This is a genomic window from Parasegetibacter sp. NRK P23, from assembly GCF_023721715.1.
Classification (GTDB): domain Bacteria; phylum Bacteroidota; class Bacteroidia; order Chitinophagales; family Chitinophagaceae; genus Parasegetibacter.
Map to the genome: position 1 here is coordinate 2,470,552 of NZ_JAMDLG010000001.1, position 25,540 is coordinate 2,496,091.

The 25,540-nt window shown below is 50.0% G+C and carries 19 protein-coding genes; 6 read left to right on the top strand and 13 right to left on the bottom strand.

Annotated features, from left to right (window positions below; translation table 11 throughout):
- Window positions 1-7: 7 nt before the first annotated feature.
- Complete coding sequence (locus tag M4J38_RS10040; protein ID WP_251759425.1) at window positions 8-580, bottom strand: RNA polymerase sigma-70 factor; 573 nt, start codon at window positions 578-580, stop codon at window positions 8-10.
- Between the two features lie 152 nt (window positions 581-732).
- Here M4J38_RS10040 and M4J38_RS10045 point away from each other — a divergent pair, with 152 nt between their 5' ends.
- Window positions 733-2,034: a Gfo/Idh/MocA family protein gene (locus tag M4J38_RS10045; protein WP_251759426.1), complete on the top strand. Its 1,302-nt coding sequence runs from the start codon at window positions 733-735 to the stop codon at window positions 2,032-2,034.
- A 246-nt stretch (window positions 2,035-2,280) separates the two neighbouring features.
- Here the strand turns inward: M4J38_RS10045 and xylA are convergent, their stop codons facing one another.
- Both xylA and M4J38_RS10055 read right to left on the bottom strand, forming a co-directional pair.
- Entirely contained in the window at window positions 2,281-3,609 is a 1,329-nt protein-coding gene (xylA, locus tag M4J38_RS10050) for a xylose isomerase (RefSeq protein ID WP_251759427.1), read from the bottom strand.
- Window positions 3,610-3,642: 33 nt separating this feature from the next.
- Window positions 3,643-5,118, bottom strand: a complete 1,476-nt coding sequence (locus M4J38_RS10055) for a xylulokinase (protein ID WP_251759428.1) — start codon at window positions 5,116-5,118, stop codon at window positions 3,643-3,645.
- 146 nt (window positions 5,119-5,264) lie between these two features.
- On the opposite strand from M4J38_RS10055, the gene M4J38_RS10060 reads away from it, so the two are divergent.
- Complete coding sequence (locus M4J38_RS10060; RefSeq protein WP_251759429.1) at window positions 5,265-6,167, top strand: AraC family transcriptional regulator; 903 nt, start codon at window positions 5,265-5,267, stop codon at window positions 6,165-6,167.
- 2 nt (window positions 6,168-6,169) lie between these two features.
- Here the strand turns inward: M4J38_RS10060 and M4J38_RS10065 are convergent, their stop codons facing one another.
- Entirely contained in the window at window positions 6,170-7,165 is a 996-nt protein-coding gene (locus tag M4J38_RS10065) for an acyl transferase (RefSeq protein WP_251759430.1), read from the bottom strand.
- A 53-nt stretch (window positions 7,166-7,218) separates the two neighbouring features.
- Here M4J38_RS10065 and M4J38_RS10070 point away from each other — a divergent pair, with 53 nt between their 5' ends.
- Genes M4J38_RS10070 through bioB form a run of 4 tightly spaced genes read left to right on the top strand, consistent with a single transcriptional unit; the run spans window position 7,219 to window position 10,742 of the window.
- A complete protein-coding gene (locus M4J38_RS10070; RefSeq protein WP_251759431.1) occupies window positions 7,219-7,689 on the top strand; it encodes a hypothetical protein in 471 nt (156 codons plus the stop codon).
- A gap of 41 nt (window positions 7,690-7,730) precedes the next feature.
- On the top strand, window positions 7,731-8,552 hold the full coding sequence (locus M4J38_RS10075) for a UbiA family prenyltransferase (RefSeq protein WP_251759432.1): 822 nt from the start codon (window positions 7,731-7,733) through the stop codon (window positions 8,550-8,552).
- A 45-nt stretch (window positions 8,553-8,597) separates the two neighbouring features.
- Window positions 8,598-9,710 (top strand): M42 family metallopeptidase, encoded by a 1,113-nt coding sequence (locus tag M4J38_RS10080; protein ID WP_251759433.1) that lies wholly within the window; start codon window positions 8,598-8,600, stop codon window positions 9,708-9,710.
- A 54-nt stretch (window positions 9,711-9,764) separates the two neighbouring features.
- Window positions 9,765-10,742 (top strand): biotin synthase BioB, encoded by a 978-nt coding sequence (gene bioB, locus M4J38_RS10085; RefSeq protein ID WP_251759434.1) that lies wholly within the window; start codon window positions 9,765-9,767, stop codon window positions 10,740-10,742.
- Window positions 10,743-10,946: 204 nt separating this feature from the next.
- Here the strand turns inward: bioB and M4J38_RS10090 are convergent, their stop codons facing one another.
- The 9 genes from M4J38_RS10090 to M4J38_RS10130 all read right to left on the bottom strand — a co-directional run bounded on the left by M4J38_RS10090 (window position 10,947) and on the right by M4J38_RS10130 (window position 25,536).
- The gene (locus M4J38_RS10090; RefSeq protein ID WP_251759435.1) at window positions 10,947-11,354 is read right to left on the bottom strand and encodes a response regulator transcription factor; all 408 of its coding nucleotides are present in this window, start codon (window positions 11,352-11,354) and stop codon (window positions 10,947-10,949) included.
- Window positions 11,355-11,489: 135 nt separating this feature from the next.
- Entirely contained in the window at window positions 11,490-12,521 is a 1,032-nt protein-coding gene (porQ, locus tag M4J38_RS10095) for a type IX secretion system protein PorQ (protein ID WP_254004474.1), read from the bottom strand.
- A gap of 160 nt (window positions 12,522-12,681) precedes the next feature.
- Window positions 12,682-14,412, bottom strand: coding sequence for an alkaline phosphatase family protein (locus M4J38_RS10100; RefSeq protein ID WP_251759437.1), 1,731 nt, complete (start codon window positions 14,410-14,412; stop codon window positions 12,682-12,684).
- 36 nt (window positions 14,413-14,448) lie between these two features.
- The gene (locus M4J38_RS10105) at window positions 14,449-16,455 is read right to left on the bottom strand and encodes a M60 family metallopeptidase (protein ID WP_251759438.1); all 2,007 of its coding nucleotides are present in this window, start codon (window positions 16,453-16,455) and stop codon (window positions 14,449-14,451) included.
- A 51-nt stretch (window positions 16,456-16,506) separates the two neighbouring features.
- Window positions 16,507-18,300 carry a DUF4983 domain-containing protein gene (locus M4J38_RS10110; RefSeq protein WP_251759439.1) on the bottom strand — a complete coding sequence of 598 codons (1,794 nt, stop codon included), beginning with the start codon at window positions 18,298-18,300 and terminating at the stop codon, window positions 16,507-16,509.
- Window positions 18,301-18,327: 27 nt separating this feature from the next.
- On the bottom strand, window positions 18,328-19,947 hold the full coding sequence (locus tag M4J38_RS10115) for a DUF5008 domain-containing protein (RefSeq protein ID WP_251759440.1): 1,620 nt from the start codon (window positions 19,945-19,947) through the stop codon (window positions 18,328-18,330).
- 58 nt (window positions 19,948-20,005) lie between these two features.
- The gene (locus M4J38_RS10120; protein WP_251759441.1) at window positions 20,006-20,758 is read right to left on the bottom strand and encodes a fasciclin domain-containing protein; all 753 of its coding nucleotides are present in this window, start codon (window positions 20,756-20,758) and stop codon (window positions 20,006-20,008) included.
- Between the two features lie 20 nt (window positions 20,759-20,778).
- Window positions 20,779-22,341: a RagB/SusD family nutrient uptake outer membrane protein gene (locus tag M4J38_RS10125; RefSeq protein ID WP_251759442.1), complete on the bottom strand. Its 1,563-nt coding sequence runs from the start codon at window positions 22,339-22,341 to the stop codon at window positions 20,779-20,781.
- 42 nt (window positions 22,342-22,383) lie between these two features.
- Window positions 22,384-25,536 carry a SusC/RagA family TonB-linked outer membrane protein gene (locus tag M4J38_RS10130; RefSeq protein WP_251759443.1) on the bottom strand — a complete coding sequence of 1,051 codons (3,153 nt, stop codon included), beginning with the start codon at window positions 25,534-25,536 and terminating at the stop codon, window positions 22,384-22,386.
- Between the last annotated feature and the right edge of the window lie 4 nt (window positions 25,537-25,540).

Sequence of the window (25,540 nt, forward strand, 5' to 3'; positions counted from 1 at the left end):
CCGGGGTTTAGGTGTTCAACAGGTACAAAATAATAAGGGCAGGCAGGTATTCGGCCAGTTCTTCCCGCATGATGCGCAATGCCTTGCCCATCTGGTTTTCTACGGTTTTCACGGAAATCCCGAGTTTATCGGCTATTTCCCGGTAACGGAGTTCCTCGAAGCGGCTGAGCTGAAAAATAGTACGGCATTGCTCAGGGAGACGGCTCATAGCGGTATCGATCCTTTTCTCCAGTTCTTCCAAACGCACGGGGTCGGCATCTTCCGCGTGGTGTACCGCGTGGTGCGTGGCGTAAGCCTGGTGCACATGGCGTACTTTCAGGTGCTTTAAATGGTTAAGGCATTCGTTGTGCACCGAGCGGTACAGGTAGGCGGCCAGGGAACCCTGTATCTGCAACTGGTGGTTGCGGTCCCAAAGTTTGAAGAACACCTGCTGCACCATTTCTTCCGCGTACAATTCCGCTTTAAGAATACTACAGGCATAGGCATGCAGGTCTTTAAAATATCTTTTAAAAACCGTTTCAAAAGCCCCTTCGTTGCGGTTGAGCAACAAAGGCACCAAAACCTGGTCCGTTAATTCCATGCCTTTTATGTGATAAATCCGGTGATATGTTTTAACCGCGCTCAAAGCTACTTTAGATGATTACAATTCAGCAACCGCCTACCCCTACTCCCGACCGGAAATAATTTTTTTAGTTATATTCACGTTTTCCCTTCAAAACAAACCTTGCCAGTATGCAAAGACGTAATTTCCTCAAAAACAGCATTTTAACCGGGGCCAGCATAGGCTTTGCCGGAACATTCCCTTCTATCGTACAGGCAGCGCCTCTTCAGGAAACCCCTGTAGGCATCGCGTTGATCGGGTGCAAAGGCATGGGCTGGAGCAACCTCATGAGTATGCTCAAAGTAAACGGCACCCGTTGTGTGGCGCTTTGTGATGTGGATGACAATGTATTGTCCCAGCGGATGGATGAATTGAAAAAGAAGAACATCGTTCCGAAAACCTATAAGGATTACCGTGAAGTGCTCGCCTCGCCTGAAGTGCAGGCGGTCATCATTGCAACCCCCGATCACTGGCATTGCCTGATGATGGTGGACGCCTGCAAGGCCGGGAAAGAAATATACGTGGAGAAACCCGCCGCCAACTCAGTAGCGGAGACGATAACAATGGTGGAAGCCGCAAAAAAATATGACCGCATTGTACAGGTGAACCAATGGCAACGCAGCCAGCAACATTTCCAGGACGCCATCGCTTATGTGCACTCAGGGAAGTTAGGAAACATCTATTCGGTGAAAACCTGGTTCTTCCGCGGCGGCGGTGAACCCCTTACACCGGTTCCCGATGGTCCCGTTCCCGAAGGTGTTGATTACAACATGTGGCTGGGGCCCGCACCAAAGCGTCCCTTCAACCAAAACCGTTTCCATTACCAGTTCCGCTGGTTCTGGGATTATGCCGGCGGACTGATGACCGACTGGGGCGTGCACCTTTTTGATATCGCGCTCTGGGGCATGAACGCCGGAGATCCCGTATCCGTGGCCAGTTCCGGGGCCAAATACATGTTTCCCACCGATGCGAAAGAAACCCCGGACCTGCAAACCGCCCTGTATGATTACGGCAGTTTCCAACTTACCTGGGAACATTCCATGGGCAAGGGACAATCCTTCGGTTACAACCACGGTATCGCCTTTATTGGATCCAATGCAACACTCATCGTTAACCGAAGCGGCTGGGAAGTGATCCCCGAAAAAGATAAGAAAGATATTGCCGCCGTTCCCTGGACCAAAAGATCAGACGACGGACTGGATATGCACACCATCAATTTCATCAAAGCGGTGCGCGCAAAGAACAAAGACCTGCTCAATTGCCCTATCGAAGCGGGTGCCAGAGTAGCGGCGCATTGCCACCTCGGCAACATCTCGCTTCGTTCAAAAGAAAAAGTATTCTGGGATAAAGAAAGGCAGTCTGTAACCAGTAAAAAAGCCAGAAAATTATTGAAACCGAAGTACGAAAACGGCTGGAAGTATCCGCAGGTGTAAACAATATGATACTAAAACGGGCTGTGTGATTTTACAACACAGCCCGTTTCTTTATTTTCACTAGTGCGTATTCAGTAGTTCACGCTATTCACCACTCAAATCGCCCGCTCCGTAACAATCGTTCGTGCTGCCGCGGGAAAATCCTCAACCCGCAGCACCCAAACCGCTCCTTGCGTCCCTGCTCCTGCAAAGAACGAAGCAGTGCGTTGCGAAGTGCGCAGCACAAAGCAATCGCGTGAAAAATCACTAAATATACCTGTTCACAATATTCTCCAGCAACTCCTGCTTACCACTCTTCACCGCAGGCTCTCCATTCGCCACAGCGAACGCACGCAGATCAGCCAGGGAAAGTTCTCCGTTCTCGAAACGCTTTCCTTCTCCTGCATCGAAAGAAGCATATCTTTCTTCACGGATCTTCTTATAATCAGATTTCTGAAGAATATTATCCGCGATCACCAATGCACGGGCGAACGCGTCCATACCGCCGATGTGGGCATAGAAAAGGTCTTGCGGATCAGTAGAGTTCCTTCTGATCTTCGCGTCGAAATTGATGCCGCCTCCTTTAAAGCCACCGCCTTCGAGGATGATCAACATACTTTCCGCGAGTTCGTTGAGGTTATTGGGGAACTGGTCGGTATCCCATCCGTTCTGGTAATCCCCGCGGTTGGCGTCGATGGAACCGAGCAACCCTGCGTCTACGGCTACTTGCAGCTCGTGCTGGAAAGTATGGCCGGCGAGTGTGGCGTGGTTTACTTCCAGGTTCAGTTTAAAGTCGTCCATCAGGTTGTACTGACGGAGGAAACTGATTACAGTAGCGGAATCGTAATCGTATTGGTGCTTGGTAGGCTCACATGGCTTTGGCTCGATGAAGAAAGCACCTTTAAAGCCCTGGCTGCGTGCATAATCGCGGGCTTTGGTGAGGAACATGGCCAGGTGCTCTTGTTCGCGCTTCATATCGGTATTCAGCAGCGACATATACCCTTCTCTTCCACCCCAGAAAACGTAGTTCTGTCCGCCCAGTGCGATCGTGGCATCCATGGCGGCTTTCACCTGTGCGCCGGCGTGCGCCAGCACATGGAAATCAGGATTGGTGGAAGCGCCGTTCATATAACGTTTGTGGCTGAACAGGTTAGCGGTTCCCCAAAGCAGTTGGATACCGCTGGCAGCCTGCTTCTGCTTCGCGTATTCCGTTAACGTGGCGAGGCGTTTGTCGTTCTCGTTCACATCATTGGTATAGTCCACCACATCCACATCATGGAAGCAATAGAAGGGCAATCCCATTTTGGTCATGAATTCGAAAGCCGCGTCCATCTTCATTTTGGCACGGGTCACTGCATCGCTGTGCTGGTCCCAGGCAAAAATATGCGTGGGTTCACCAAAGGGATCGGCGCCATTGCCGCAGAAAGAATGCCAGTAGGCGCAGGCGAAGCGCAGGTGTTCTTCCATTGTTTTCCCCGCCACTACGCGTTTTGCGTCGTACCAGCGGAAGGCCATTGGATTGTCTGATTCAGGTCCTTCATAACCTACGGCTCCGATACCGGAGAAATACTCTTTGTCGCCAAGAACTATATTCATTTGAGTTGATTTTTTATGATTTGTGATGAAAGATTATGCTTGCAGCGATTGATTCAATTCATTTTTCCACCTTACATAAGTAGTTTCCAGGAGGGAGTCCCGTTTGTGCGTAATCAGCTTCAGCGCTTTTTTATTGCCAAATGCTTCTCCTGCCGATTTATAGTAGCCCACGCCCAATCCTGCACCGATAGCGGCCCCTACACTTCCGTCTGAAGAATGGAGTTCTACCGCCACACCGGTGATGTTTACGAAAGTCTGGGCGAACAAAGGACTCAGGAACATATTCGCGTACCCGGCACGGATCACCGAAGGAGCGAACCCATTCTCCCTTAAAATATCCAGTCCGTAACGGAAAGCGAAAGCGATCCCTTCCTGGGCGGCACGGAAGCAATGCGCCTGCGTATGCCTGTTCAGGTCGAGGTCCACGAAGCGCGCGCCGGTTACTTTATTTTCGAATATTCTTTCGGCGCCGTTGCCGAAAGGCAGTACCAGCAATCCGTCGGAGCCTTCAGGCGCCGTGGCGGCGAGTTCGTTGATATCAATATAAGAAAGGGAATTGCCCATGGAGCGTTTGAGCCAGCTGTTCATGCTGCCTGTGCCATTGATGCACAACAATACGCCGATTCTCTTTTCGTGCTCACTGTAACTCACATGCGCGAAACTGTTGACGCGAGACCTTTTGTCAGCGAGGAGTTCATCGGTCACGGCATAGATGACGCCGGAGGTTCCTGCCGTGGCGGCCACTTCTCCGGGTTCCATTACATTCAACGAGAGTGCGTTGTTGGGCTGATCTCCAGCTTTGTAAGTAACGGGAATGCCTGACCGTAAACCAAGTTCAGCGGCGGCGGCTGCGCTCACCTGACCGTGTTCACTCATTACCGGACGAATTTCGGGGATGATCTTTTTATCGAAACCGAATACTTCCAGTACTTCCGTAGAAACATCGTTCTTTATAAAGTCCCAGAATATTCCTTCGGATAAGGCAGACGCGCTCGTGGTAACGTTTCCGGTTAAACGTAATCCGAAATAATCGCCGGGCAGCATCATTTTATGTATACGTTTGTACAAATCCGACTCATGTTCCTTTACCCAGGCGAGCTTGGCCGCCGTGAAGTTACCAGGATCGTTCAGCAAATGCTTTCTGCAATAGGTTTCACCAAGTTTGGCCGCGGCCGCGTCGCCATAAGGCACCGCGCGGCTGTCGCACCAGATGATGGAATCGCGCAACACGTTTCCATTCACATCCGTTAACACGAGACCGTGCATCTGGTAGGCGATGCCCACCGCTCCTATTTCTTCCAGGTGAACAATAGCGGAGATTTTTTCGAGCGCTTTTTTAAAGTGATCCCACCAGTCGTTGGGGGATTGCTCGGCCCAACCGGGTTTCAACGCTTTTACAGGGGCTTCGGTTTCGGGCCAGGTAGCGGCGGCCTTTACTTTCCCGGTTTCCCCATCCAGCACGGAAACCTTTACCGAGGAGGTACCAATATCTATTCCTAATAACAACATGGGCAAACAATGCTTATTTGAAAAGCAAACTTACAGGTATCAGCAACAATCTTCAACGCCTGTATTAATAAATAGCAATACTATTTTAATATTTCACTTTGCTTTAAGCCGAATTTCACTTAATATCGTATTAATATTTTGCGATCATGAAGCCATTTATCGAACGATTGCCGTTAAAGGAAGGCGAATCCTTTGCCGCCCGTGTGCATACCACGCCCAGCTTTGAGGTACCCTGGCACCAGCATGAGGAAACCGAACTTATCTACTTTATAGAAGGAGAAGGTATTTGCAGGGCTGGGAATTATATCGGTCCATTTAAGAAAGGGGATCTATTTTATATAGGCGGAAAGCTGCCGCATCAGTTTGATAAATCCGACCCCTCCGCCATCATCAGCGCGGCCGTGATCCATTTCAGAGAAGAGGTTTGGGGAGAAGCCTTTGTTCAACTCCCGGAGAACCGGATGTTGCGCGACCTGTTCACGATGGGCAAAAGCGGACTGAAAGTAGATGGAGACATCACCCAACGCATCGTTAAACTCATTCTTTCCCTGAGTGCCGGTACCGGAAACAGGCTACTTTCGCTGCTGGAATGCCTGCATGCCATAGGGAGCACCCACCAGCATACGCATCTTTCAGCCGGCGTGCAACCAGAATATTACAACTGGCGCGACCAGGAACGCATCGATAAAGTGTACCGGTTCACCATGGCCTCGTTCCGCGAAAAAGTGCAACTTTCGGATGTTGCCGCCATTTCCGGCATGACCGTTCCCGCCTTCTGCAACTACTTCAAAAAAAGAACCCGGAAAACATATATCGACTTTCTGAACGAAGTGCGCATCGGCTATGCCGGGCAACTTTTACTGGAAACCGAATGCGCGGTAACCGACGCCTGCCATGCTTCAGGCTTCAACAACCTGGCGCATTTTAACCGGCAATTCCGTAAACTGAAGGGTGTAACGCCTTCGGAGTACAGGCATTTGTATGAAGAAAAAGACAATTTCAGCAGCCTGGAAACGGACCTGGGCGTGAGGATACTGGAAGGAGAATAAACTTACACCACCAGCAAGCTACAGCCCCTTATATCGGTATTGTCCATCCGCCCCAGCACTTCAAAACGACCGTCGGGATGAAGACGTCCCACATCTTCCGTAGCGATGAACGCGCAGGAATCCACATTGGCAAGGTCAATAATATTTATAGCACCGGAAACAGGTTTGGCGGAATGCGGCCGTACCAGTGCCAGTGGATCATCCTCTTCCCGCAATACTATTTTCATCCATGGCGGACAGTTGAACAGTCCGTCACCGAAAGAATACGCCTGGGAGAAAAGTTCTGTCATCCCATATTCCGCATGTATTTTTTTCAGTTTCCACTGCGCACGAAGCACTTCATGTATTTCAGACCGGGTCAGTTCACGCCTTCTTCCTTTCATGCCCCCGGTTTCCAAAACCACTGTGTGCCTGAGTTCCATGGGATATTGCTCCGCGAAGTCCAGCAAAGCGAAGGTCACCCCAATGAGCCAGGTTTTCTGCCCTTTCCGTTCATTCTGCCGTAACACTTCTGCCAGTTCATCGTGGTTATACAGGTAAAAACCGCTTTTTGGATGTCTGCTGGCTTTGATGAGCGCGTCCGTCATTACCACCAGGGAAGAATGCTGCCGCTCAAGATAAGCGGGCAACAAGCCGATGATGCACCAATCTGATGGCGCTCCGTAAAAAAGCCTGAACCCCTCCATAAAGCTATTCTGGTAAGTTTCCATCTGCTTTACAAAATGTCTGCTGGTTTGTGCGCCTGTTGTACCGCTGCTTTCGAACCAGGTCTCCGGCACCCAGCTTCCGGTTTGAAGTTGATGGGACTTAAAAAAAGAAATGGGAAGAAAAGGAATATCCTGCCATTGCCGCAGTTTTCCGGCCGGAACGTTCAACAGGTCAACATATTCCCTGTAGATTTTGTTATGCCTGTATTGATACTGAAACAGCCGGATGGCACGTTCATTAAACTGCGATGCATCGTTCTTCCAAGTTTTGGCATCAAATTCACAATCCATTTGTAGGTTCTTTTGTACCGAAAACATAAATTTGTTACAACCAATTCAATTTCATGAAATTCAGACTCCCTATATTACTGGTTTCCGCGGTTCTTTTGCTGCTTTCGTGCGATAAAGATACGTTTGAAACAAAACCCGCCATCAGCCTTAAATCGCTTTCTGCCACCACCGTTCGCAGTGGAGGACTTTTTAGCATAACAATGGAATACACAGACAAAGAGGGAGACTTGACGGATTCTATTTACATGATGATGGAAGTTTTAAACCAGTCGGCTGTAGGTGAAGCCTGGCAATTCAACCCGCTCAGGTACAAAGTTCCTACCTTTCCCCCATCACCCAAGGGTGAAATAACAGCGAACTTCAGAATCAATTCATCTCCTGATGTTTACGAGACTAACCTACCTTTGTTCGCAAATCCGAATTCATCCGAGAACGACACGGTCAATTTTAAAATATGGGTAAGAGATGCCGCTCAGAATTACAGTGACACCATCACCATTGAGCAAGTTGTATTTGTACGATAATTTCTCTGGCATTGAATGCTTATAAAACTAAAGTAGCCGTTGTGGCAGATTTTCTGCTGTACAGTTCCCTTTTCATCTCTATCTGCGCGGTGGCGCTTTGTATTGAAACCAATCTGTTACTGGGCATACCTTTACAGGGCTCTGGCTTCTATGTTTTTGTTGCAGGCTCCACCCTATTGCAATACAACCTTCACTATTTCATAAAAACCAAGCACCCTCCCTCCGACCCGCGCACATCCTGGTCGTTTCAACACAAAAACACACATAAAACACTAATAGTGCTGGGCATTGCCGGGGTAATTGCGGGGATGCTGAGTTTTTCATTCAGCCACCTCATCGTTGTGGGCATACTCGGAGCACTTACTATTCTGTATACGTTTCCATTCCTGCCCTTCCCGACAAAAAAAAGGCTGAAGGATTTTGGACTGCTGAAGATTTTTGTACTTACACTTACCTGGACCATTATAACCGTTTGGTTGCCCGTGGCGGAAAGCGGCTGGAACCTTGACATCTGGCTGATTTTCATCCGGCGGTTCCTCTTCATGGGGGCGCTTTGCCTCGCCTTCGATATCCGCGACACATATTTCGATGGGAAAGCGGGCATCGGCACCGTTCCAGTAGCCATCGGCCTGCAAAACAGTTACCGCATCATTTACCTGTTGCTCGTACTTTTCATGGGCATCAGTATATACCAACTTATGACGGACAGAAACATCTATATCTTCAACGCCATGATGCTTTCCGCCATCGCCACGTTCATACTCATTGAAAAAAGCAAGACTGACCGCAGCGACCTCCTTTACCTTGGCGGTATCGATGGCATGATGCTGCTCCAGGCCATACTGGTGGCCGCCGGAACCTGATATTCCTTACTTTTGACCATTCAACAGCAAAATTACAGATGCACCATGGCTAAAAACAAACAGAAAAAACAGGAAGAGTTGCTCACGAAAAAATCAATGGAGTTCCTGAAAGCCTATATCAATAATCCCTCCCCTGTGGGTTTTGAAAGCAGCGGGCAGAAAATGTGGCTGGAATACATCAAACCTTTTACCGATACGCAATTTACCGACCCATACGGAACAGCCGTGGGCGTTATTAACCCCGAAGCGCCTTTTAAAGTGGTGATTGAGGCCCATGCCGATGAAATCAGCTGGTTCGTAAATTACGTTTCGCCCGAAGGATTACTGTACCTGAAAAGAAATGGCGGCGTTGACCACCAGATCGCACCCGGACAACGGGTATTCGTCCACGGAAAAAAAGGCCCGGTTAAAGCCGTGTTCGGCTGGCCCGCCATCCACACCCGCATTGGAAACCCGGATACGAAAGAACCGCAACCGCGCGTAGACAATCTGTTCCTGGATTGCGGCGCCCGTACCAAAAAAGAAGTGGAAGACCTCGGTATCCATATTGGCGCAGTGGCCACTTACCAGGATGGATTTGATGAACTGGCCAATAATTACTTTATAGGTCGCGCCATGGACAACCGTATTGGTGGCTTTATGATCGCCGAAGTAGCCCGGATGCTGAAAGAAAACAAAGACAAACTGCCCTACGGGTTATACGTGGTGAACGCCGTGCAGGAAGAAATCGGCCTCCGTGGCGCTGAAATGATCGCCCGCCGCATCAAACCAAACATAGCCATCATCACCGACGTAACGCACGATACTTCCACCCCCATGGTCAACAAGATCATTGAAGGCGATGTGGCCTGCGGAAAAGGCCCCTCCCTCGCCTATGGCCCGGCGGTACACAACAAATTACTCGACCTGGTACAGGATGTAGCCGGGAAAAAAGATATCCCCGTTCAGCTCCGCACCGTCTCCCGCAGCACCGGCACCGATACCGATTCTTTCGCTTATGCGAACGATGGCTGCCCTTCCGTACTCATTTCCATCCCCCTTCGCTACATGCACACCACCGTGGAAATGCTGCACAAATCGGATATCGAACAAACCATCCGGCTCATGTATGAGACCTTGCTCACACTTACACCGAAAACCAACCTCAGCTACCTGTAGAAGGGGAAACGTATTTTGACTTATTTTTGCCCCCAGGTTGAAAAAACAACATTTATGATCAGAAACGACTGGACCGCTGAAGAGATAAAGGAAATTTACGACACGCCGCTGCTGGAGCTTGTTTTCAGGGCCGCGGCCATTCACCGTGAATACAACGATACCGGAGAAGTACAGGTTTGTACCCTCCTGAGTATAAAAACAGGCGGCTGCACTGAAGACTGCGCCTATTGTCCACAGGCTGCCCGCTACAATACCGGCGTGAACGTTCAGGCACTGATGCAGAAAGATGAAGTCCTGAAATACGCGCAGAAAGCCAAAGAAGCAGGCTCAACCCGCTTCTGCATGGGCGCCGCCTGGCGCGAAGTACGCAACAACCGCGATTTCGACCGCGTACTGGATATGGTAAAAGGCGTCAACGCCATGGGCATGGAAGTTTGCTGCACGCTGGGCATGCTAACGGAAGAGCAGGCGCAGAAACTGGCCGAAGCAGGCTTACACGCTTACAACCACAACCTCGACACCTCCCGCGAACACTACGACGACATCATCACCACCCGTACTTATGATGACCGTCTCCAAACCCTGGATAACGTTCGCAAAGCAGGTGTTACCGTTTGTTGCGGCGGCATCATCGGTCTCGGAGAAACCCACGACGACCGCATCGGTATGCTGCAAACCCTGAGCAATATGCCCGAACACCCGGAAAGCGTGCCCATCAACGCACTCGTGCGTGTGGCCGGAACACCTTTAATGAATAATCCAAAAGTAGACATCTGGGATATGGTGCGCATGATCGCCACCGCAAGGATCATTATGCCGAAAGCGATGGTAAGGCTCAGCGCGGGACGCGCGGAGATGAGCATTGCCGAACAGGCGCTCTGTTTTATGGCCGGCGCCAATTCTATTTTTGCCGGAGACAAATTGCTCACCACGCCCAACCCCGAGTTCGAGGAAGACAACGCCATGTTCGCGTTGCTGGGACTGAAGCCGCGTGTGGCGTTTAAGGAAGAGAAAGAGGTTTGCGCACATTAATCGCGAAGAACGAAGCAATCAAGGAATGGAATAGTTTCACGCCAAGACGCAAAGGAGCAAGGACGCAAAGCCTTGCTCCTTTGCATTACAGCATTATTTTTTAGCATCTTGCCCTACCACAGTTCCGTTGCGCCGTGGCGTCGTTGCGAGAAAAAAAATAATCTCTCGCAACGACGCCACGGCGCAACGTTTTGCGCGATCAGATCAGTTCCAGCGGATATCTTTCAGTTCCTCGCAAACATAGTTTCCGCCTTCCATCACCTGTTGAATGGCGTGGATCATTTCGCTTACCGGGCTTGTTTTGGTAACGTATCCGGCCGCGCCGGCGGCGATCATTCTTTTGATGGTAGCGGCATCCGTGTGGGTGGAAAGGCCTATTATCCTGATACCGGGATGTTGCTCCAGGATACGTTTGGAAGCTTCAATGCCGGAGATCGGCTCCATGTTGATGTCCATCAGAATGACATCGGGTTTGTATTCCGATGCTTTTACAATGGCGGAAATGCCATCCGCGCATTCTTCTACATGACTAATGTAGGGGCTGGTTTTTAGGATAAAGCTCCAGGTTTCGCGAACCAGGGTGTGGTCGTCCACGATTAAAACTGAAATCATAAGTATTGGCTCTGTTAAAAGTTAAAGAGCTTTCAAAGGGTTTTCTATTAACGCCACTAAGTGTAAATTATTATCCGGCGTCATGCATAAGATCACATTTAATAATTTTACTATCTTTTTTATCTTCCACGCATTCTACCGTTTTGTGTAAGATTTCAGTGGAAGATTAAGCCCCAGTTGCTGGTAAGCCCTGTTGTTCTGGTACCATGTACTTGCATACCTGACCTGTATCTTTTCAAGGATTATCCCTATGCCCATGGAAAATCCGTTCAACCCGTTCGTGGTGTTAGCGACATTCAATTCCCGCCGACGAAGGTGGTTATAGCCCGTGCTCAACTCGATTTTTTCCCCGAGGAAAAGCTGCGCCCCCAATACTACATGCCGGAACAATCCATCCAGACCGGAACGGCCCGCATTCTCCTCTCCTGCTTCTTCGTTAAAAAGCGGGTCATTGTACCGGATATCGAAGCGGTGAAGGTGGTGGAGGTTTACACTGAACTGAAGCGGGGCGTCGGCCAGTTTTTTGGAAATGCCGAGTTGAAGGTCGAAAGGCAGTTCTTCTTTCAGACCGGCGTAGGTCCTGAACTGAGTTCCCATATTGATGGCCGTTAGTGCGATTCTGAGTCCGTTTGCCGTATCGTTGTACAAAACGCCCACATCAACGGCCATACCATTTGCCCGGGCCATACCGTAATTTGAACCGATCCATTTGAGGGAAACACCGTAACGCCATTTTTTCAGGTAAGTCCTTGCCGCGGATACCTGCAGCACAAAATCCCGGGGCCGGAAGCTGCCTATTTCCATGCCGGAGGCATCCGTTTGTAAAATGTCGCCATAATTCAGAAAATGCGTTCCGATGGAAAAGTCCGTGGCAAGTTTTGAATGATGGTAAGCGAACTGCAGCGCGTAATTTTTGATCCCGCCGTAAAAGCTGTTAAAGGATGTGGCAAGTTGCCTATCCATCTCCTTCGACAAAAGCGCAGGATTATGGAATGCAAGCGACACATCATTGGTATGTTGGGCGGCATTAATGCCTCCCAGTGCGCTTTGTTGAGGGGAAAAAGGTAGTTTAAGGAAATTGAAAGTGGTTTCGCCACCCAGCGTTTGTGCTTTTGTTGAAAGGCAAAGCACGCACACAGCAAACAGGATTGAACACCACCATCTCATAAAATGAAGATAGGCAATTAAAAAAGTATCCCCCTGTAAATACAGGGGGATTTTTCTTTAACCCTTAAAACAACCAACATGAAAAAGAATTCATTTGAATTGATACTATTATAACATAAGGGCGTATAAAAGGTTTGTTAATGGTATTCTAAAACATACATTACAACTGCACCAGTTCTCGCTCAAACAAATTAATCCATCCGCTGCCATCCAGGTTCCAGGAGGAGTTCACGGAAATGCGCATCCAGTAGAACAGCTGGGCAACAATATCCACGTTGGCTGGCTGAACAGCTATTTCTCCACTGCCTAATGGATTCAGGGAACAGGGCACATCGGTTAATCCCGCCCATTTATAAGGGCCGGAAAGTACGAAGTTGGTGGTTTGTCCGGGCGCTTTATTCACAAACTGGCTCCCGTAACCATCTGTTCCGGGCCAATAGCCGATAAGATTCGTGTATTTGGGATGCGTGGTTACATCTTTCAGACAAATGTTGGAATAAATCTCAGTATCGGTTAGCGCGGTATTGAAGACCATGATATCAGCGGGGAAAAATGTAACACCAGTATACCCCGGATCTGCGCCCCAACCGATGGTGAGGGGGGCGGAAGTAGTTAGTGTGCCGCCGTTGTTAAACAGCGAGGTGATTTCGGTCTGATCGTGTCTTATACCATCGGTGTACCTTCTCACCCATTTCTTGCCGGCGCTATCGGCAAAAACGACCGTTATGGTATGCCATTGGTTATTGAATACGGTGGGTGAACCTGGTTGAATCCGTTGTTCGCCACTGGTGGTAGTTCTTACCGAGATGGCCCAATTCCCGCCGGATGAAAACATTGACCATCCGGGTGTTGACGGCCATCTTTCCATTTTTGAAAAGAAATGCGGATAATAGCCTGCTGAGCCCCTCACCTTCATCTGCACGGTTTGCTGGCCCGTCCCGGGATTATAGTCATTTCCATTGCTCAACGAAGCTTTGATGGCCGTAGCATCTCTTCCAGTCATTTGAACCCCATTGAATCCACCCCTGATCAGTTCCTGCTTTTTCAGGTTTTCATTATAATAGAGTGTAAATACATTTGTTTCATTGAGGGATGAACCACCATGACTGTTCCCGTTTCCGCCATGGGAAGCAGTTACAATCACCATCCACTCTTCGCTCTTGTTGTATTCTGGCCGCGCCTTCATGGCAGCCATCAGTTCACCGATGTATCCATCCACTTTCAGAACAGCTTGCTTATATCCTTCTGCTGAAGCGGAATAACCATGCTCCTTTCCGGCAATGTTCACGCCATTGAAATGCACCAGCACCAGATCTGTATCAGGCGCTTTAAGGCGCAAAAGCGCACTGTCTTTTACTCCCTGATCGTTCGCTGCCACCACCGGATCTTCAGCTTCGGGAAACAACTTGTTTACCATATACCCCCAGGGAGAAATCACCGATGTTTTGATATCGGCCCGGCTGGAGGTGAGGATGAACTGCATGAAGGATGGATAGTTAGCCGGCGCATCGTGCTGGTTACTGCCTGAAGCGGCAGAATATACCAGTGAGCTATCGGAGATATTATGTCTTGAATAAGACACACCCGAAGCCAGCGTTTTCCAGGTGGCGCCAGTAGTGGTCACGTCTTCCGTGCGGGCGGTATAGGTATACTTACCCTTTTCCATCATGGTGGTAATGGCAGGTGGCGCAATGGTTTTTATGGCCTGGGCAACACCACCGTCAACAACGATGAGCATTACTTTCCGGCCGTTCAATACCGCGCCGGAACTATCGTCTTCAAAGAACGGCGGGGGATCGGCATACTTCTTACAGGCGGGCAGCGCCATAGCAGCCACAAGCGCCGTTGTAACCGCCAGCCTTCCTATATGTACATTCGTATTCTTCATCATAACTGTTTTATGGGATTCAGGAATGAAAGCCTGTTGTTAAGGTTTGATCACATTTAATTCCGCCAGGCAGATATTGTTGCCATCAGGCGCAGCCGAGCCATTGTAAGTATCCGCCGCTGAAAGAATGGAAAGCCTGAAATAACGGGCATTCACCGCTGAAGGAAGGGTAAAGAACTGCTCAGCGGCAATCTTCTGCAACAGCAACGGACTTCCGGCTACCGTTGTCCAGTTGGTATTGTCAGTGCTTATTTCAACTTTCAGGTTTTTAATGTTCCTCGACAAACTCTGCCGTTGCACGAAGCTGAATCCTTTGATCGGAAGTATTCTGCCCATATCTACCGTAATCACCTGTGGCATGGTGGTAGGTCCGTAAGCGGTATGCCAGTAGGTGGCGGGATTACCATCGAGCACAGCTGCCTGCACACTTCCTGAACTGCCTACGCCTTCTGCATTGGAAGAAGTGAAGGTTACGGTCCAGTTGCTTCTTGCATAAAGGTCGATGAAGGTATTTCCTCCTGTTCCTGTAAGTGGGTTGTATTTCCAGATTTCCTGTGTTACCAGCTGATAGCCTTTGTTTTCAATAGCGGTGAGCGAAACATTGCTCACGGTCATACCCCAGGCGTTGAAGAAGAAGCGCCAGTCTTTACGGGTAAAGTCGCAAAGTGTTTCGTAAACAAAATCTCTTTTATCCTGATCGTTATTGGAAGGACGTTGGGCGCGGCGCGCTTTCTTGTAGAGTTCGGTCATGAACGCGTAGCCATCTGGCTGTCCGGGATAACCCCAATCGGCAGGTATTTTTTCAAATATTTGGATAAAGGGGGTAAGCCTGGAGAACGGATCATTAATCCGCGTATCGGTTCCATCAAAATTTTTCGTTCCGGTAGTTGCCGCGAATGCGAGGGCATTGGCGAACGAAGTATTGAGGGAAGGATGATAAGGGGGCCATGCGGCGGGGTCATTCTTTTCGATGCTCTGCCTGCGGGCCGCTTTGAACGAGAACAGGTTGCAGGTGGTTTCTCCCAGTGAGCCCCAACTCCAGTAGTTGCCCTGCTGGTTGTTGTGTCCCAGTTCATGGAAGGTGCCCCATGCCCATCCTTTGCGGATGGTGGACAGATTGGTGTATTCATCGAACCAGCCGTAATCGTTGTAGGTTACGATCGGGAACCCGCTGTGGCCATAGCCTACCGAAGGTTTAATATCCTGTACCACGCGATAAGGCAGTCTGGGTGCGAGGTCAACGCCTTCAGCGGGATTGTCTTGCAGTCCTTCCCATTGGTAAACATCCACATCTATGGCACGGTCCCATTCGGTCATGATACTTTCAGGATCCTGGATATTTCTGGCCACACAATATTCACGGGGCACTACAAAAGTCATGTTCCGGCTACGGAGCTCCAGGTAGGGAACACAGGAATTCCGGATGGCCGCGGTCCATTCCGCGTTATTGGATTTTCCTAATTCAAAATCCGGGGATTTAACGGCGCCGGATATACGAAAATTAACGGGTGTGGTAACCGGACGGGCGGCATAAATATAGATGTGTCCGCCATACAGGTTGCGCACATAGTTCCTTCCGGGTGCCAGTTGTGTGCGTGTGAAGATGACAGGATCGCGCGGGGCGTTCTGCACATTGCTCAGGTTATCTGTCCACGCCCCGATTTGCAGGGATAGCGAATAATCCGCGGGCACATCAATCACGATCAGCTCTCCGGGCGGCGCGTAAAGCCCTGTGCTGAACTGGGGTTGCGGTGGAACGGAGATACGGAGGTTCTGCGCCACATAGTTGTAGTTCAGACTCATGGTAAGCTGGTGGTTTTCCAGCCGGGGTTCCGAGGAGCAAACGAGTCCGGGGAAGACCCTGGCCTGCGCGTATTTGCTCACATCCACGAAGGCGCGGGTGGTATCTACCGTAACGGAAGGCGCGTCGAAGCCGCCATCGTCCACCCCGCTTTCAAAATCGATCGTGCTTTTCGCGCATTGCGTCAGCAATAAGGAAGAAAGCGCCAGGGCCATCAGTTTCTTTCCGGTATGTTTTGGTATCATCCTAGTTTGTTTATGTTAAGGTTTGGCCAGCAATTAATTCGTTCTATACGTTTAAAGATTCATGTAGGAAGTGAGCCAGGTGCTGCCTTCCAGGCCCCAGTTCTTTGACGGCATAATGCCCATCCAGGCCATCAGCTGCGTAACGAGGTCAACCGAGTTGGGTACCACTTTATATGAATTGGCATCGGGCGTAGGACAAATACCGTTCACCACTTCCACGAAACTTGTTTTGCCATAAGTGCCGGAGAGTGGCATGGCCAGGTTGTTCAGTACATTCTGGTCAGTGATTTTACCAGACTGGGCAAGCAAGGCTTCCCGCTCGGTACCATTCACATTCACTTTCGCGATATCACGGCAGGACCAATACGCCAGCAGGTTATCAAAAGTGTTGGCTTCTTCAACCGGATGACTTGTTCTGCAATAATTCGTGGCGATGTATTCCCGGCTGAAAGCGGTGTCGTATATTTTCACATCGGTCACATTATAATTCTGCAAGCCGGGCGCATTATCGCCTGCAAGCTGTCCGATATTTAGCGGAGCCGGACTGTTAAGATTGCCCCAGGCATGGATATTCCTGGCGTCATCTGTAATACCACCATCATAATATACGCCGTCGGTAAAAGTTTCTACTCTTCGGGTTGTCGCATTCACCTGCCTGATGGTAACGGTAAGGGTATGCCATTTTCCGTCTGATATAGAATGTCCTCTGATCTGCCGGTTACCAAGGCCGCTTTGTCCGAAGTTCACCATCCAGAAATTACCTTCCAGGAAGAATACCCATCCCACCACACCACCGGAGAAACTGGCCCTTTTCCCGACAATAGCCGGGTAATAGTAGTTTCCTGTAGGTATGCGTACCTTGCATTCAATGGTATAGCTGCCAGACGCGCCAATATCCAATGTGCTGCCTGCGTTCAGTGTTTGCGCTTTTGTCGCGGCGGCCGATCCTCCCTGATAAACAGGTGTGTTGCCGGAAAAAGGCAAAGAGCCGGGGCGGTAGTTCACTTTCAGGTTGGGCGCATAGCAAACAAAAAAGGTATTCCTTCTTGAATCATCATAAGCCAGTTTATCCGCTGCAACCGGATCATCGGCAACAATTGATCCTTTGTTGGAAGTAACGATGATCATCCAGTTCTCCAGGTTGTAGGTTGATCTTCTGCCCAATGCTTCCACCAGCTCACGGATATAGGTATCCGTTTTAAGCACAGCGGCTTTGTAGCCCGCATCGGCTTCGGAGTAGGCGCCTGCCTGTCCGGCAAGGTCCACATCGTGGAACTGCGCCACGATCAGCCTGGAATCCTTGATGGAGATATCATTTAATGCCGCATCCGCAACAGCTTCATCATTCCCGGCGAAAGTTGTTTTTTCAGTGGCATCCGCGGCCAGGTTTGTGATGAACGCCTGCGAGGCACCATACGCCGCTGTGCGCCATTCGGGCCGCAATTGTTTTAGCCTGGAAAAAAAGGAGGGGTATTGCTGCAACTGGTTGCCGGTGAAATCTTCTCCTGTAACCTGGTGCTTATCCTGGTTTACGCCGGTGAGCAGACTGGTCCAGCCGAGTGCGTTGGTAACGGGCGTTTTACGGGTATCCGTTAGTCCGTTCCAGGAATAAATAGCGTTGTCGGTGAGCACGGAAATATAGGGCGGCTGAATTTTCTGCACTTCCAGTCCTACGGCTCCGTCCACTACGATCACCAGCATTTTCTGCGTTTTGGAAACGCCGCCATCGGTACCGTAATCTTCCTGCAAAGCGGGTTCAAAAGGCTTATTACAGGAGGTGTAGGTGGTGATGGCAGCCGCTATGGCGGCCACTCCGATTAAAGTATGAAAAATGTTCTTGCGCATCTTCAATGTTTTAATGTTCAGCATGGGTTAGTTCCTTATTTCAAGGAACACGATATTCCTTACTTCTGTGTTATCGAACCGGGAGAAGTTGCCCACAAGTATTACGCCGGGATATCCCTGTTCAGTTGTTCTTTCCAGCGCCTTGTACACGGTTCCGCTGAAGGCGCCTAAGTTGTTATAGCCCTGGATGGCGTTTCCCGAAGCATCCAATACACCGAAGCCCGGACGAATCTTCCCATTGTATTTATGGAAATTACCGGCGATAAGTATTCTCCCTGAATTGAGTTGCGTTGCGAAAGTGACCATTCCGCCCTCAACCGGTGCAAGGGTAAAACCTGTATCAATGGAGCCATCTGTTTTCAGCATCACCACACCGTTCACGGGTGTGCCGTTAAAATTCCTGAACTCGCCGGTGAGCAGTATCCTTCCTGTAGTGGCGTTGTATGTGGCGGCGGTAATCACCCCGTCCGCGCCTGTTCCGGTATTGAAGTTGGTGGCAACGGAGCCGTCGCTTTCGTTGACCGCGACTATTCTGCCGGCAGCGCTGCCATTGTAGTTGGTGAAGTTGCCCACGATCACGATGCGGTTACCGGAAATACGCAAAGCCTCTGAAACAGCGCCGTTCACGCCGGGTTTGCCGCGGTGCAGCGCCAGGTCGTAGTTGAAAGTAGAATCCAGCGTACCATTGCTGTTCATGCGCAATACAGTATTCATCAGCACCCTGTCGGTTACTTTGGCGCTCTTGGTGGAACGCTCGTAAAAGTAACTGCGGTATTCAGTGAAAGCGCCTACGGCGATGATTTGTCCTGAAGTAGTTTCAAAAGCCCTCCGGATAACGCCGTTCACGCCGCCGTTGAAGGTGGCCACGGTATCCCTGTCGTCATTCGGATTGTTGATCGGATCCGTGTTCACGAGTGTTACAACGGAAGTATCCAATTGTGCGCGTTGGTACACCCGGGTAATGGAGCTGATCCCGTCTCTTTCATTGTACCTGGAGAAAAAGCCGGAGATCAGGTATTGCGAAGTTGACATGGGAGCAATGGCGTAAACCGCTCCTCCTTCCGCACCAGTGCGCGTAAGCAGCCTGTCGCCAGAGCCCGTCATGGGAGCGCCTGTTCCGTTGATTCTTGCCAGGTTAATGATTGGTGCAGCGGGAGAACCCTGGTTCTGATAGTTGGTGAAAGAACCGGCTACAATGTAGTTGTTGGCCAACCCCGTAGCGGGTACAACATCAAATATAGTTCCTTCAGCCCCGTTGAATGCGGTGAAAGCAGGGTCAATGGAGATGTTCCCTCTTACCCGGAATTCAGGACCAAAATAATATTGGTTGTTGTACACTACTGCGGCACCGCCGGTAATGGCATCTTCCGGCACACGTACCGTTACGGTGCTGTCGCCTACGGTGATCACCTCCGTTTCCAACTGCCCCATCAGGAACTTGAAATTATTTTCCTTGCCTTTCAGTCCGAGCACTTTAAAAGTAACAGGGGCTCCTGCCCTGCCCTGCGAGGGACTTGGCAGTCCATCCAGGAACCTGATCTCAGCCTTTGGTCCTTCAGGATACAACTGCACCCTGGTTTGATTGTCTTTGGTGCAGGCAAACAGGAACAGCGCCATGCCTGCCGGCAGCAGCCAAAATTTTTTCATGTATGATCGATGCGTTTTGCTCATAATTTTCAGTTGAGAATGTTGGAACAGCATTGCTTTAAGGATCTATGCCCGCATTCAGTGCCTCGTTGTAGAAAAGTAAAGGGTCAAAGCCGAAGTAATGCGTGGAAAGATCAAGGTCGTTCAGCGAGGGGTTGAGGGCCAATCCACTCAGCGCATAACGCAGCACGTGAACGTATCCGTTGTTTGTGGTGATATTGGAAGTAGCTACACTAGCTGACAGAAGCGAATTGGATGGCGCAGACATGGATCTTATATAAGACAGGTACAAAGTTCTGAGTCCTGCATACTGAATGCCACCCGCATCCTGGTAATCAACGCCAACATTCATCACCGATCCTTCCAGTGAAACATAAGGCTGACCGGGAAAAACCGGGATGTTGAAGAAATCTATCTGCGGATAATCATTCAGTGATTTTTTGTGGGCGAACATATACCGGCCCAGCATTTTTTTCCAGACGGCCGGCTTCACCTGCTCCACCCTTCTGATGGTATCTTTTCCATAAGAATAAAGCAGCATGTTCGTTAACCGGATCGTAAGCCGGATCGTGGGATCCGGTGGCGCGAAGAAGGTCACCTCCTGGTTGCGGAGCGTTTCTTCCATTCCGGCGAAACGGATGATCTTGTTCAACGTATCAAACATGCCTTTTCCCGATTCAAGGTATTCCATGGATGAACCCTTGAAAACCGGGTCCAGCACACCACCGTCTTCGTAGTTGCTTTTTTTACAGCTGCTGAAAAGGATCAGCAGGACTAGGGATATTGCTCCTGTTTTTTTAACTGGTATCATCTGCGTTGGTTTATGGATCCTTAATTCCAGTAATTATTTAAAGTAACGTTCGGGTTATTGTTGCGGACGGCATTGCTGAGGGGCCAGGTCCATGCGCCATTCTTGAAATCTTCGGGAGAGATGGTGTTGCCGAAGCTGAGGTCGGGATCAAGCACGTTCCTGGTGCGGATCATATCGTAGGAGAAATGTCCTTCTCCTATCAGCTCCTTACAACGCTCATACCATATCGCCTCTTTCAATTCATCTCCACCAGGTCCGGAATATACCATGGCGCGCGCCCTGTTGCGGATGGTATTCAGCATGGTGATGGCCTCTTCGTCACGGCTCAATGCCGCGTAAGCTTCAGCCAACATCAGGTAAGACTCCCCCAACCGGAAAACGATCTGGCTGTCGTCCACATAAGTAGCGTTGTTTTCGGTCTGGAAGATATTGCTGTACTTGGTGAGCCAGAATTCGCCGGTAGTGGAATAGATGCCATCGTACCAATCCGACCTCCGGATATCGGGCTCACCGCTGGGATAGATTTCATCCAGGAAAGCCTGCGCATAATACAGGTAAGTGTTCCTCCTGGTGGTGGTACCGCCCACAAATGCGCGGGTAACGTGATCGGAATAATACGACCAGCCAAAGCTTTCACCGTAATTGGAGTTCTGCGGCATTTCAAACAATCCTTCTTTGGAACGGCCGCGGAATACTACCCGGAAATTTCCATTGTCGTAAGGAAGCAGTTCGTAAGCGCCGCCATTTTCATTGATCAGTTCTTCACCGAACGCTACGGTTTTCGTATAGTGCTCGTTCGCGTTTCCGGGATCAAAAGAAGCGAGCCACATGTTCATGTGCATCATCAGCGCCAGGGCGCCGCCGCGCATCCCGCGCACCGCTCTTCTTGCCGCGTCGTTGTAGGTCCAGGGCAGGTTCTCGTAATGCGCTTCCATATCGGCCACGCATTTCTCCAACACTTCTACCATATTCGTGCGGGCCAGCGGGGTGGAATTGTACGCATTGGTATAATACGGTACATCACCGTACAGGCGCACCATGGTGAAGTAAGCCATATTACGCATGAACACGCCTTCAGCCTTGTATTTGGCTTTCATTTCATCGGAGAGCACGGCCACGCCATCTACTTCCTGCACCAGCACATTGGCACCCGACACCACTTTGAATAAACGGTCCCAGTTCATGAAACGGGAAGTATTGAAAATGGTAGACCAGTTGTTCCCGCTCCACCCAAAAGTGCCGCGCACAATGGGGTTCAGGTTATTCGTGCGCAGGAACTCAACATAGGTACGTCCCCATCCGCTGTTGGAAGGCTCATACACCGGCGCAAAACGCATATCGCCGGAAAAAGCGAAGAAAGGAAATTCATCCGATCCTCCGGGCGATTTCATGTTGCTCCTGAAAGTAGCGGCGCGGTACAATTCAAACAGGCCGTTGGTGTAATTGTCCACATCCTCTTCTGTTCTCCAGAAATTGTTTCCGGAGAGGTTACTCAGCGGATCGAGGTTGAGGAACTTCTTACAGCCGGAGCCGGTTGCGGCCACTGCGCAAACCAGTAATATATGGATCAGTCTGTGTTTCATTGTTGTCGATTTTCTGTTTAACATCCTTCTTTCTTTACCTGTTTAGAATTGAATGTTCATACCAACGGCCATGCTTCTTCTGTTCGGGTATCCGCCGGAAACATCTCTTCCAAGCTGGCTTACCAGTTCGGGATCAGGCCCGGAGTAATTGGAGAAGGTGTACACGTTATTGAGTGTTAAGTAAACATTGGCGGAAGTAACACCAATACTCCTGGTCCAGTTCCTGTTGAAGTTGTATTTCAGGGTGATGTTGTTGATTTTCCAGTAAGAGCCATCTTCCATGAAAAGCGTTTGATTATACCGGTAAGGCTGAATCAGGTTCGCTCTTCTGAAATCGAACGGATTGGGATAAGTGGCGTTGGCGCTGCCGCTGGCTTTATCATCCGCGGATGGCTTCCAGAAATCATATTCATCAATCGGCACGAGTGCATTGGGAGAAGTAGGATTGTAGAAGTTGCGGAAGGTTTCAGACAACGCGCTGTTCAGCAAATCTCTTTTTATGGTGTAAGAAAGGTTCACGCTCAGGGTGAAGTTTTTATAAGTGGTCAGTGAATTGAACCCGCCTGTTATCCTGGGCAACGGGTTACCGGCGGAAACCAGGTCCTGCTCATCTATGATGTAATCACCGTTGATGTCCGTGAACATGGGATCTCCGCCCTGGAAGTAAACACCTGTATTCCTTCCGTTCTGCAAACGCAATCCTGTCTGTGGATTCACGGGTACATCCGCGGTGCTGGCGAATACTCCGGCGGTATGGTACACCAGGTTGGAGAATGGCGACATGCCAAGACGATAAACAATGGGCACACCCGAATTATCGGAATCGGTGAAATTCTGTACCCGCTGACGCTCGTTGTTCGGTAATCTTGTCAGTACAGGGTTGTTGAGGGCGTAGGTCCCGGAAACAGTCCATTGCAGCGGACGGCCCTGCGGCAGTAACCGGAACATCGCGGTGATCTCATAGCCATAGTTCACCATACTTCTTTCGTTCGACTTGATGGTAGAAAATCCATTCTCTACGGAAAGCGGTACTTCCATCACTTCGTTGTCCATCGATTCGTAGTAAGTTTCCACTGTGGTATTGATGGCGTTGTTCAGGAAACCGAGTTCGAAGCCGAGGTTGAACTTGGTTTTGGTTTGTGGTTTAAAGTTGTCGTTTGGAATATTGCCCCAGTTGATGTAAACGGTGGGATCATCATTGTAGTTGTTGCCGATGCTGTACGTTCCGTAGGCATCAAAGATGCTTCCGGTAGGAACGATGTTCTTACCCCATCCGGCCCTGATGGATCCGTAGCTGAGCCAGGCTTTATCGGTGAAGAAGTTTTCCCGGTTAAAGTTCCAGCGCGCACTCACCGAAGGGTTCTGGGTATAACCGGTGGTGGGTCCGTTGGTTGAAGTTCCGTCCCAGCGGTAACTCAGGTCGATCACATATTTGGTATCGAAGTTATAGGAGATGGTACCGCCATAACCGTGGATGCGGGTATCTTTCGCGTTGTTGAGGGTACCGCCGCGGGAAAGTGTCCAGTTGTAACCCACCGGACCTTCGATCTGGTCGTTACTGGTCTGGTTCAGTTCAATGGCATTCGCCCGGAATCCATAAGAAGACAGTTCATTGAACACAAACGCATTCAGGTTATGCCTGTTGATGGTTTTGATGTAACTGAGCGCCGAACGGTTGTAAACAGTGTACGTTTTATCGTTGTAGCTGTAGTATCCGGAACGGTTGTTGTTGATGAAGGAAGGACTGAAGCGACTGGAAGTACCCGTGATGATATTGTAAGTAAACAGGTTCGACATCCGCAGGCCCTTGATGGGTTCATACTGCAGATCGAGCGTGGTAGCTATGTTGATGTTCTTGTTGTCATCGTCCACTTCCTTTCCATCCGCCGCCGCATTAAAGTCGGCGTAATAAGCCGGGGACAGTAAGGAGGACAGATTGGAAGCCGCTTTAATATCCACCTGTTGCAAACCGAGTCCGCTGCCGTTGTTCCTTTGCCCCATGGAACCACGGAGGTTGGTCACCATTCTGAATTTTTCAGTGGGCTGATACAGGGCGTCCATACCCAAAGTGTATCTTTTGAAACCGGTGTTCCGCATGATACCATCTTCTGAATAATAGTTCAGGTTGGTTTTGTAGTTGAAAGTCTGGTCACCACCGGAGATATTGATGTTATGGGTCTGGTTGTAGGTGGTGCGGAAGAAAAGGTTTTGCCAGTCTGTGGAGTTGTTGTAGTAAGGGTTAAGTGAATCCGACAGGAATGGTGTGGAGTTAATCAACCGGAGCGCGGATTCGTAAGTCGTATCGTAATTCAGTATCTGGCTGATCCGTGCCTGGCGCTCATCGTTTCCCCCCATCACTTTGCGTTGTGCGGGCGCGTAGTTCATAAAGTAAGAACCGGAATAGGATATGATGGGCACTTTGGAACGACCGCGCCTCGTGGTCACGATAATTACACCGTAAGCGCCACGTGAACCGTATTGTGAAGTGGCGGCGGCATCTTTCAGGAACTCCATCTGCTCAATATCTTCCGGAGGAATAAGGGAGAGCGGACTAATGCCGGGTCCTCCACCCTGGAAACCATATTCGTAGTTGGTGTTCATGTCTACGGGCACACCATCTATTACAAACAGTGGTGAAGTGGGGGTAAGAAATCCATCTGCGCTCACGGCAGCACTTGAAATACCGCGCAGGTTAATGGTACCCATCGCACCGGGAGAACCTGTGTTGTTCTGGATGTTCAGGCCGGCCACTTTTCCCTGGAGGAGTTCCATCACGTTGGCGACGGGCACATCCTGCAGTTGTTTACCGGAAATCACCGTAGTGGCGCCGGTGGTGGTTTCGCGGGTGGAGCGTTTGAACCCCTGTACCACTACTTCTTTCATCGCGTCGTCTTTGGGCGACATCACAATCTCCATGCTGAGCTGGGATTGCGTGATGGTTCTTTTTTCAGAACCGAATCCGCTGAAGGTAAAGGTAACGGTAGTTCCGGCTTCCACGGTAAAATCGAACTTACCTTCGTTGTCGGTGGAGCCCAGTACTTTTTTGCCTGCGGTAATGGAAACGCCGGGTTTACGGGAGTTGTCCACCTTATCCACCACGATCCCGCGGATGGTCACCTTCGTTTGCGCCTTCAACAGCGTGGGTACGAGGCAGCAGAACAGCAGCGCCAGCGGTGCGGCCAGTAATTTTCTCATAACG

Bases quoted from the DNA above. Each gene is read 5' to 3' on its own strand.
- M4J38_RS10040 (WP_251759425.1), bottom strand. From the start codon at position 580: ATGGAATTAACGGACCAGGTTTTGGTGCCTTTGTTGCTCAACCGCAAC.
- M4J38_RS10045 (WP_251759426.1), top strand. From the start codon at position 733: ATGCAAAGACGTAATTTCCTCAAAAACAGCATTTTAACCGGGGCCAGC.
- xylA (WP_251759427.1), bottom strand. From the start codon at position 3,609: ATGAATATAGTTCTTGGCGACAAAGAGTATTTCTCCGGTATCGGAGCC.
- M4J38_RS10055 (WP_251759428.1), bottom strand. From the start codon at position 5,118: ATGTTGTTATTAGGAATAGATATTGGTACCTCCTCGGTAAAGGTTTCC.
- M4J38_RS10060 (WP_251759429.1), top strand. From the start codon at position 5,265: ATGAAGCCATTTATCGAACGATTGCCGTTAAAGGAAGGCGAATCCTTT.
- M4J38_RS10065 (WP_251759430.1), bottom strand. From the start codon at position 7,165: ATGGATTGTGAATTTGATGCCAAAACTTGGAAGAACGATGCATCGCAG.
- M4J38_RS10070 (WP_251759431.1), top strand. From the start codon at position 7,219: ATGAAATTCAGACTCCCTATATTACTGGTTTCCGCGGTTCTTTTGCTG.
- M4J38_RS10080 (WP_251759433.1), top strand. From the start codon at position 8,598: ATGGCTAAAAACAAACAGAAAAAACAGGAAGAGTTGCTCACGAAAAAA.
- bioB (WP_251759434.1), top strand. From the start codon at position 9,765: ATGATCAGAAACGACTGGACCGCTGAAGAGATAAAGGAAATTTACGAC.
- M4J38_RS10090 (WP_251759435.1), bottom strand. From the start codon at position 11,354: ATGATTTCAGTTTTAATCGTGGACGACCACACCCTGGTTCGCGAAACC.
- porQ (WP_254004474.1), bottom strand. From the start codon at position 12,521: ATGAGATGGTGGTGTTCAATCCTGTTTGCTGTGTGCGTGCTTTGCCTT.
- M4J38_RS10100 (WP_251759437.1), bottom strand. From the start codon at position 14,412: ATGATGAAGAATACGAATGTACATATAGGAAGGCTGGCGGTTACAACG.
- M4J38_RS10105 (WP_251759438.1), bottom strand. From the start codon at position 16,455: ATGATACCAAAACATACCGGAAAGAAACTGATGGCCCTGGCGCTTTCT.
- M4J38_RS10110 (WP_251759439.1), bottom strand. From the start codon at position 18,300: ATGCGCAAGAACATTTTTCATACTTTAATCGGAGTGGCCGCCATAGCG.
- M4J38_RS10115 (WP_251759440.1), bottom strand. From the start codon at position 19,947: ATGAAAAAATTTTGGCTGCTGCCGGCAGGCATGGCGCTGTTCCTGTTT.
- M4J38_RS10120 (WP_251759441.1), bottom strand. From the start codon at position 20,758: ATGATACCAGTTAAAAAAACAGGAGCAATATCCCTAGTCCTGCTGATC.
- M4J38_RS10125 (WP_251759442.1), bottom strand. From the start codon at position 22,341: ATGAAACACAGACTGATCCATATATTACTGGTTTGCGCAGTGGCCGCA.
- M4J38_RS10130 (WP_251759443.1), bottom strand. From the start codon at position 25,536: ATGAGAAAATTACTGGCCGCACCGCTGGCGCTGCTGTTCTGCTGCCTC.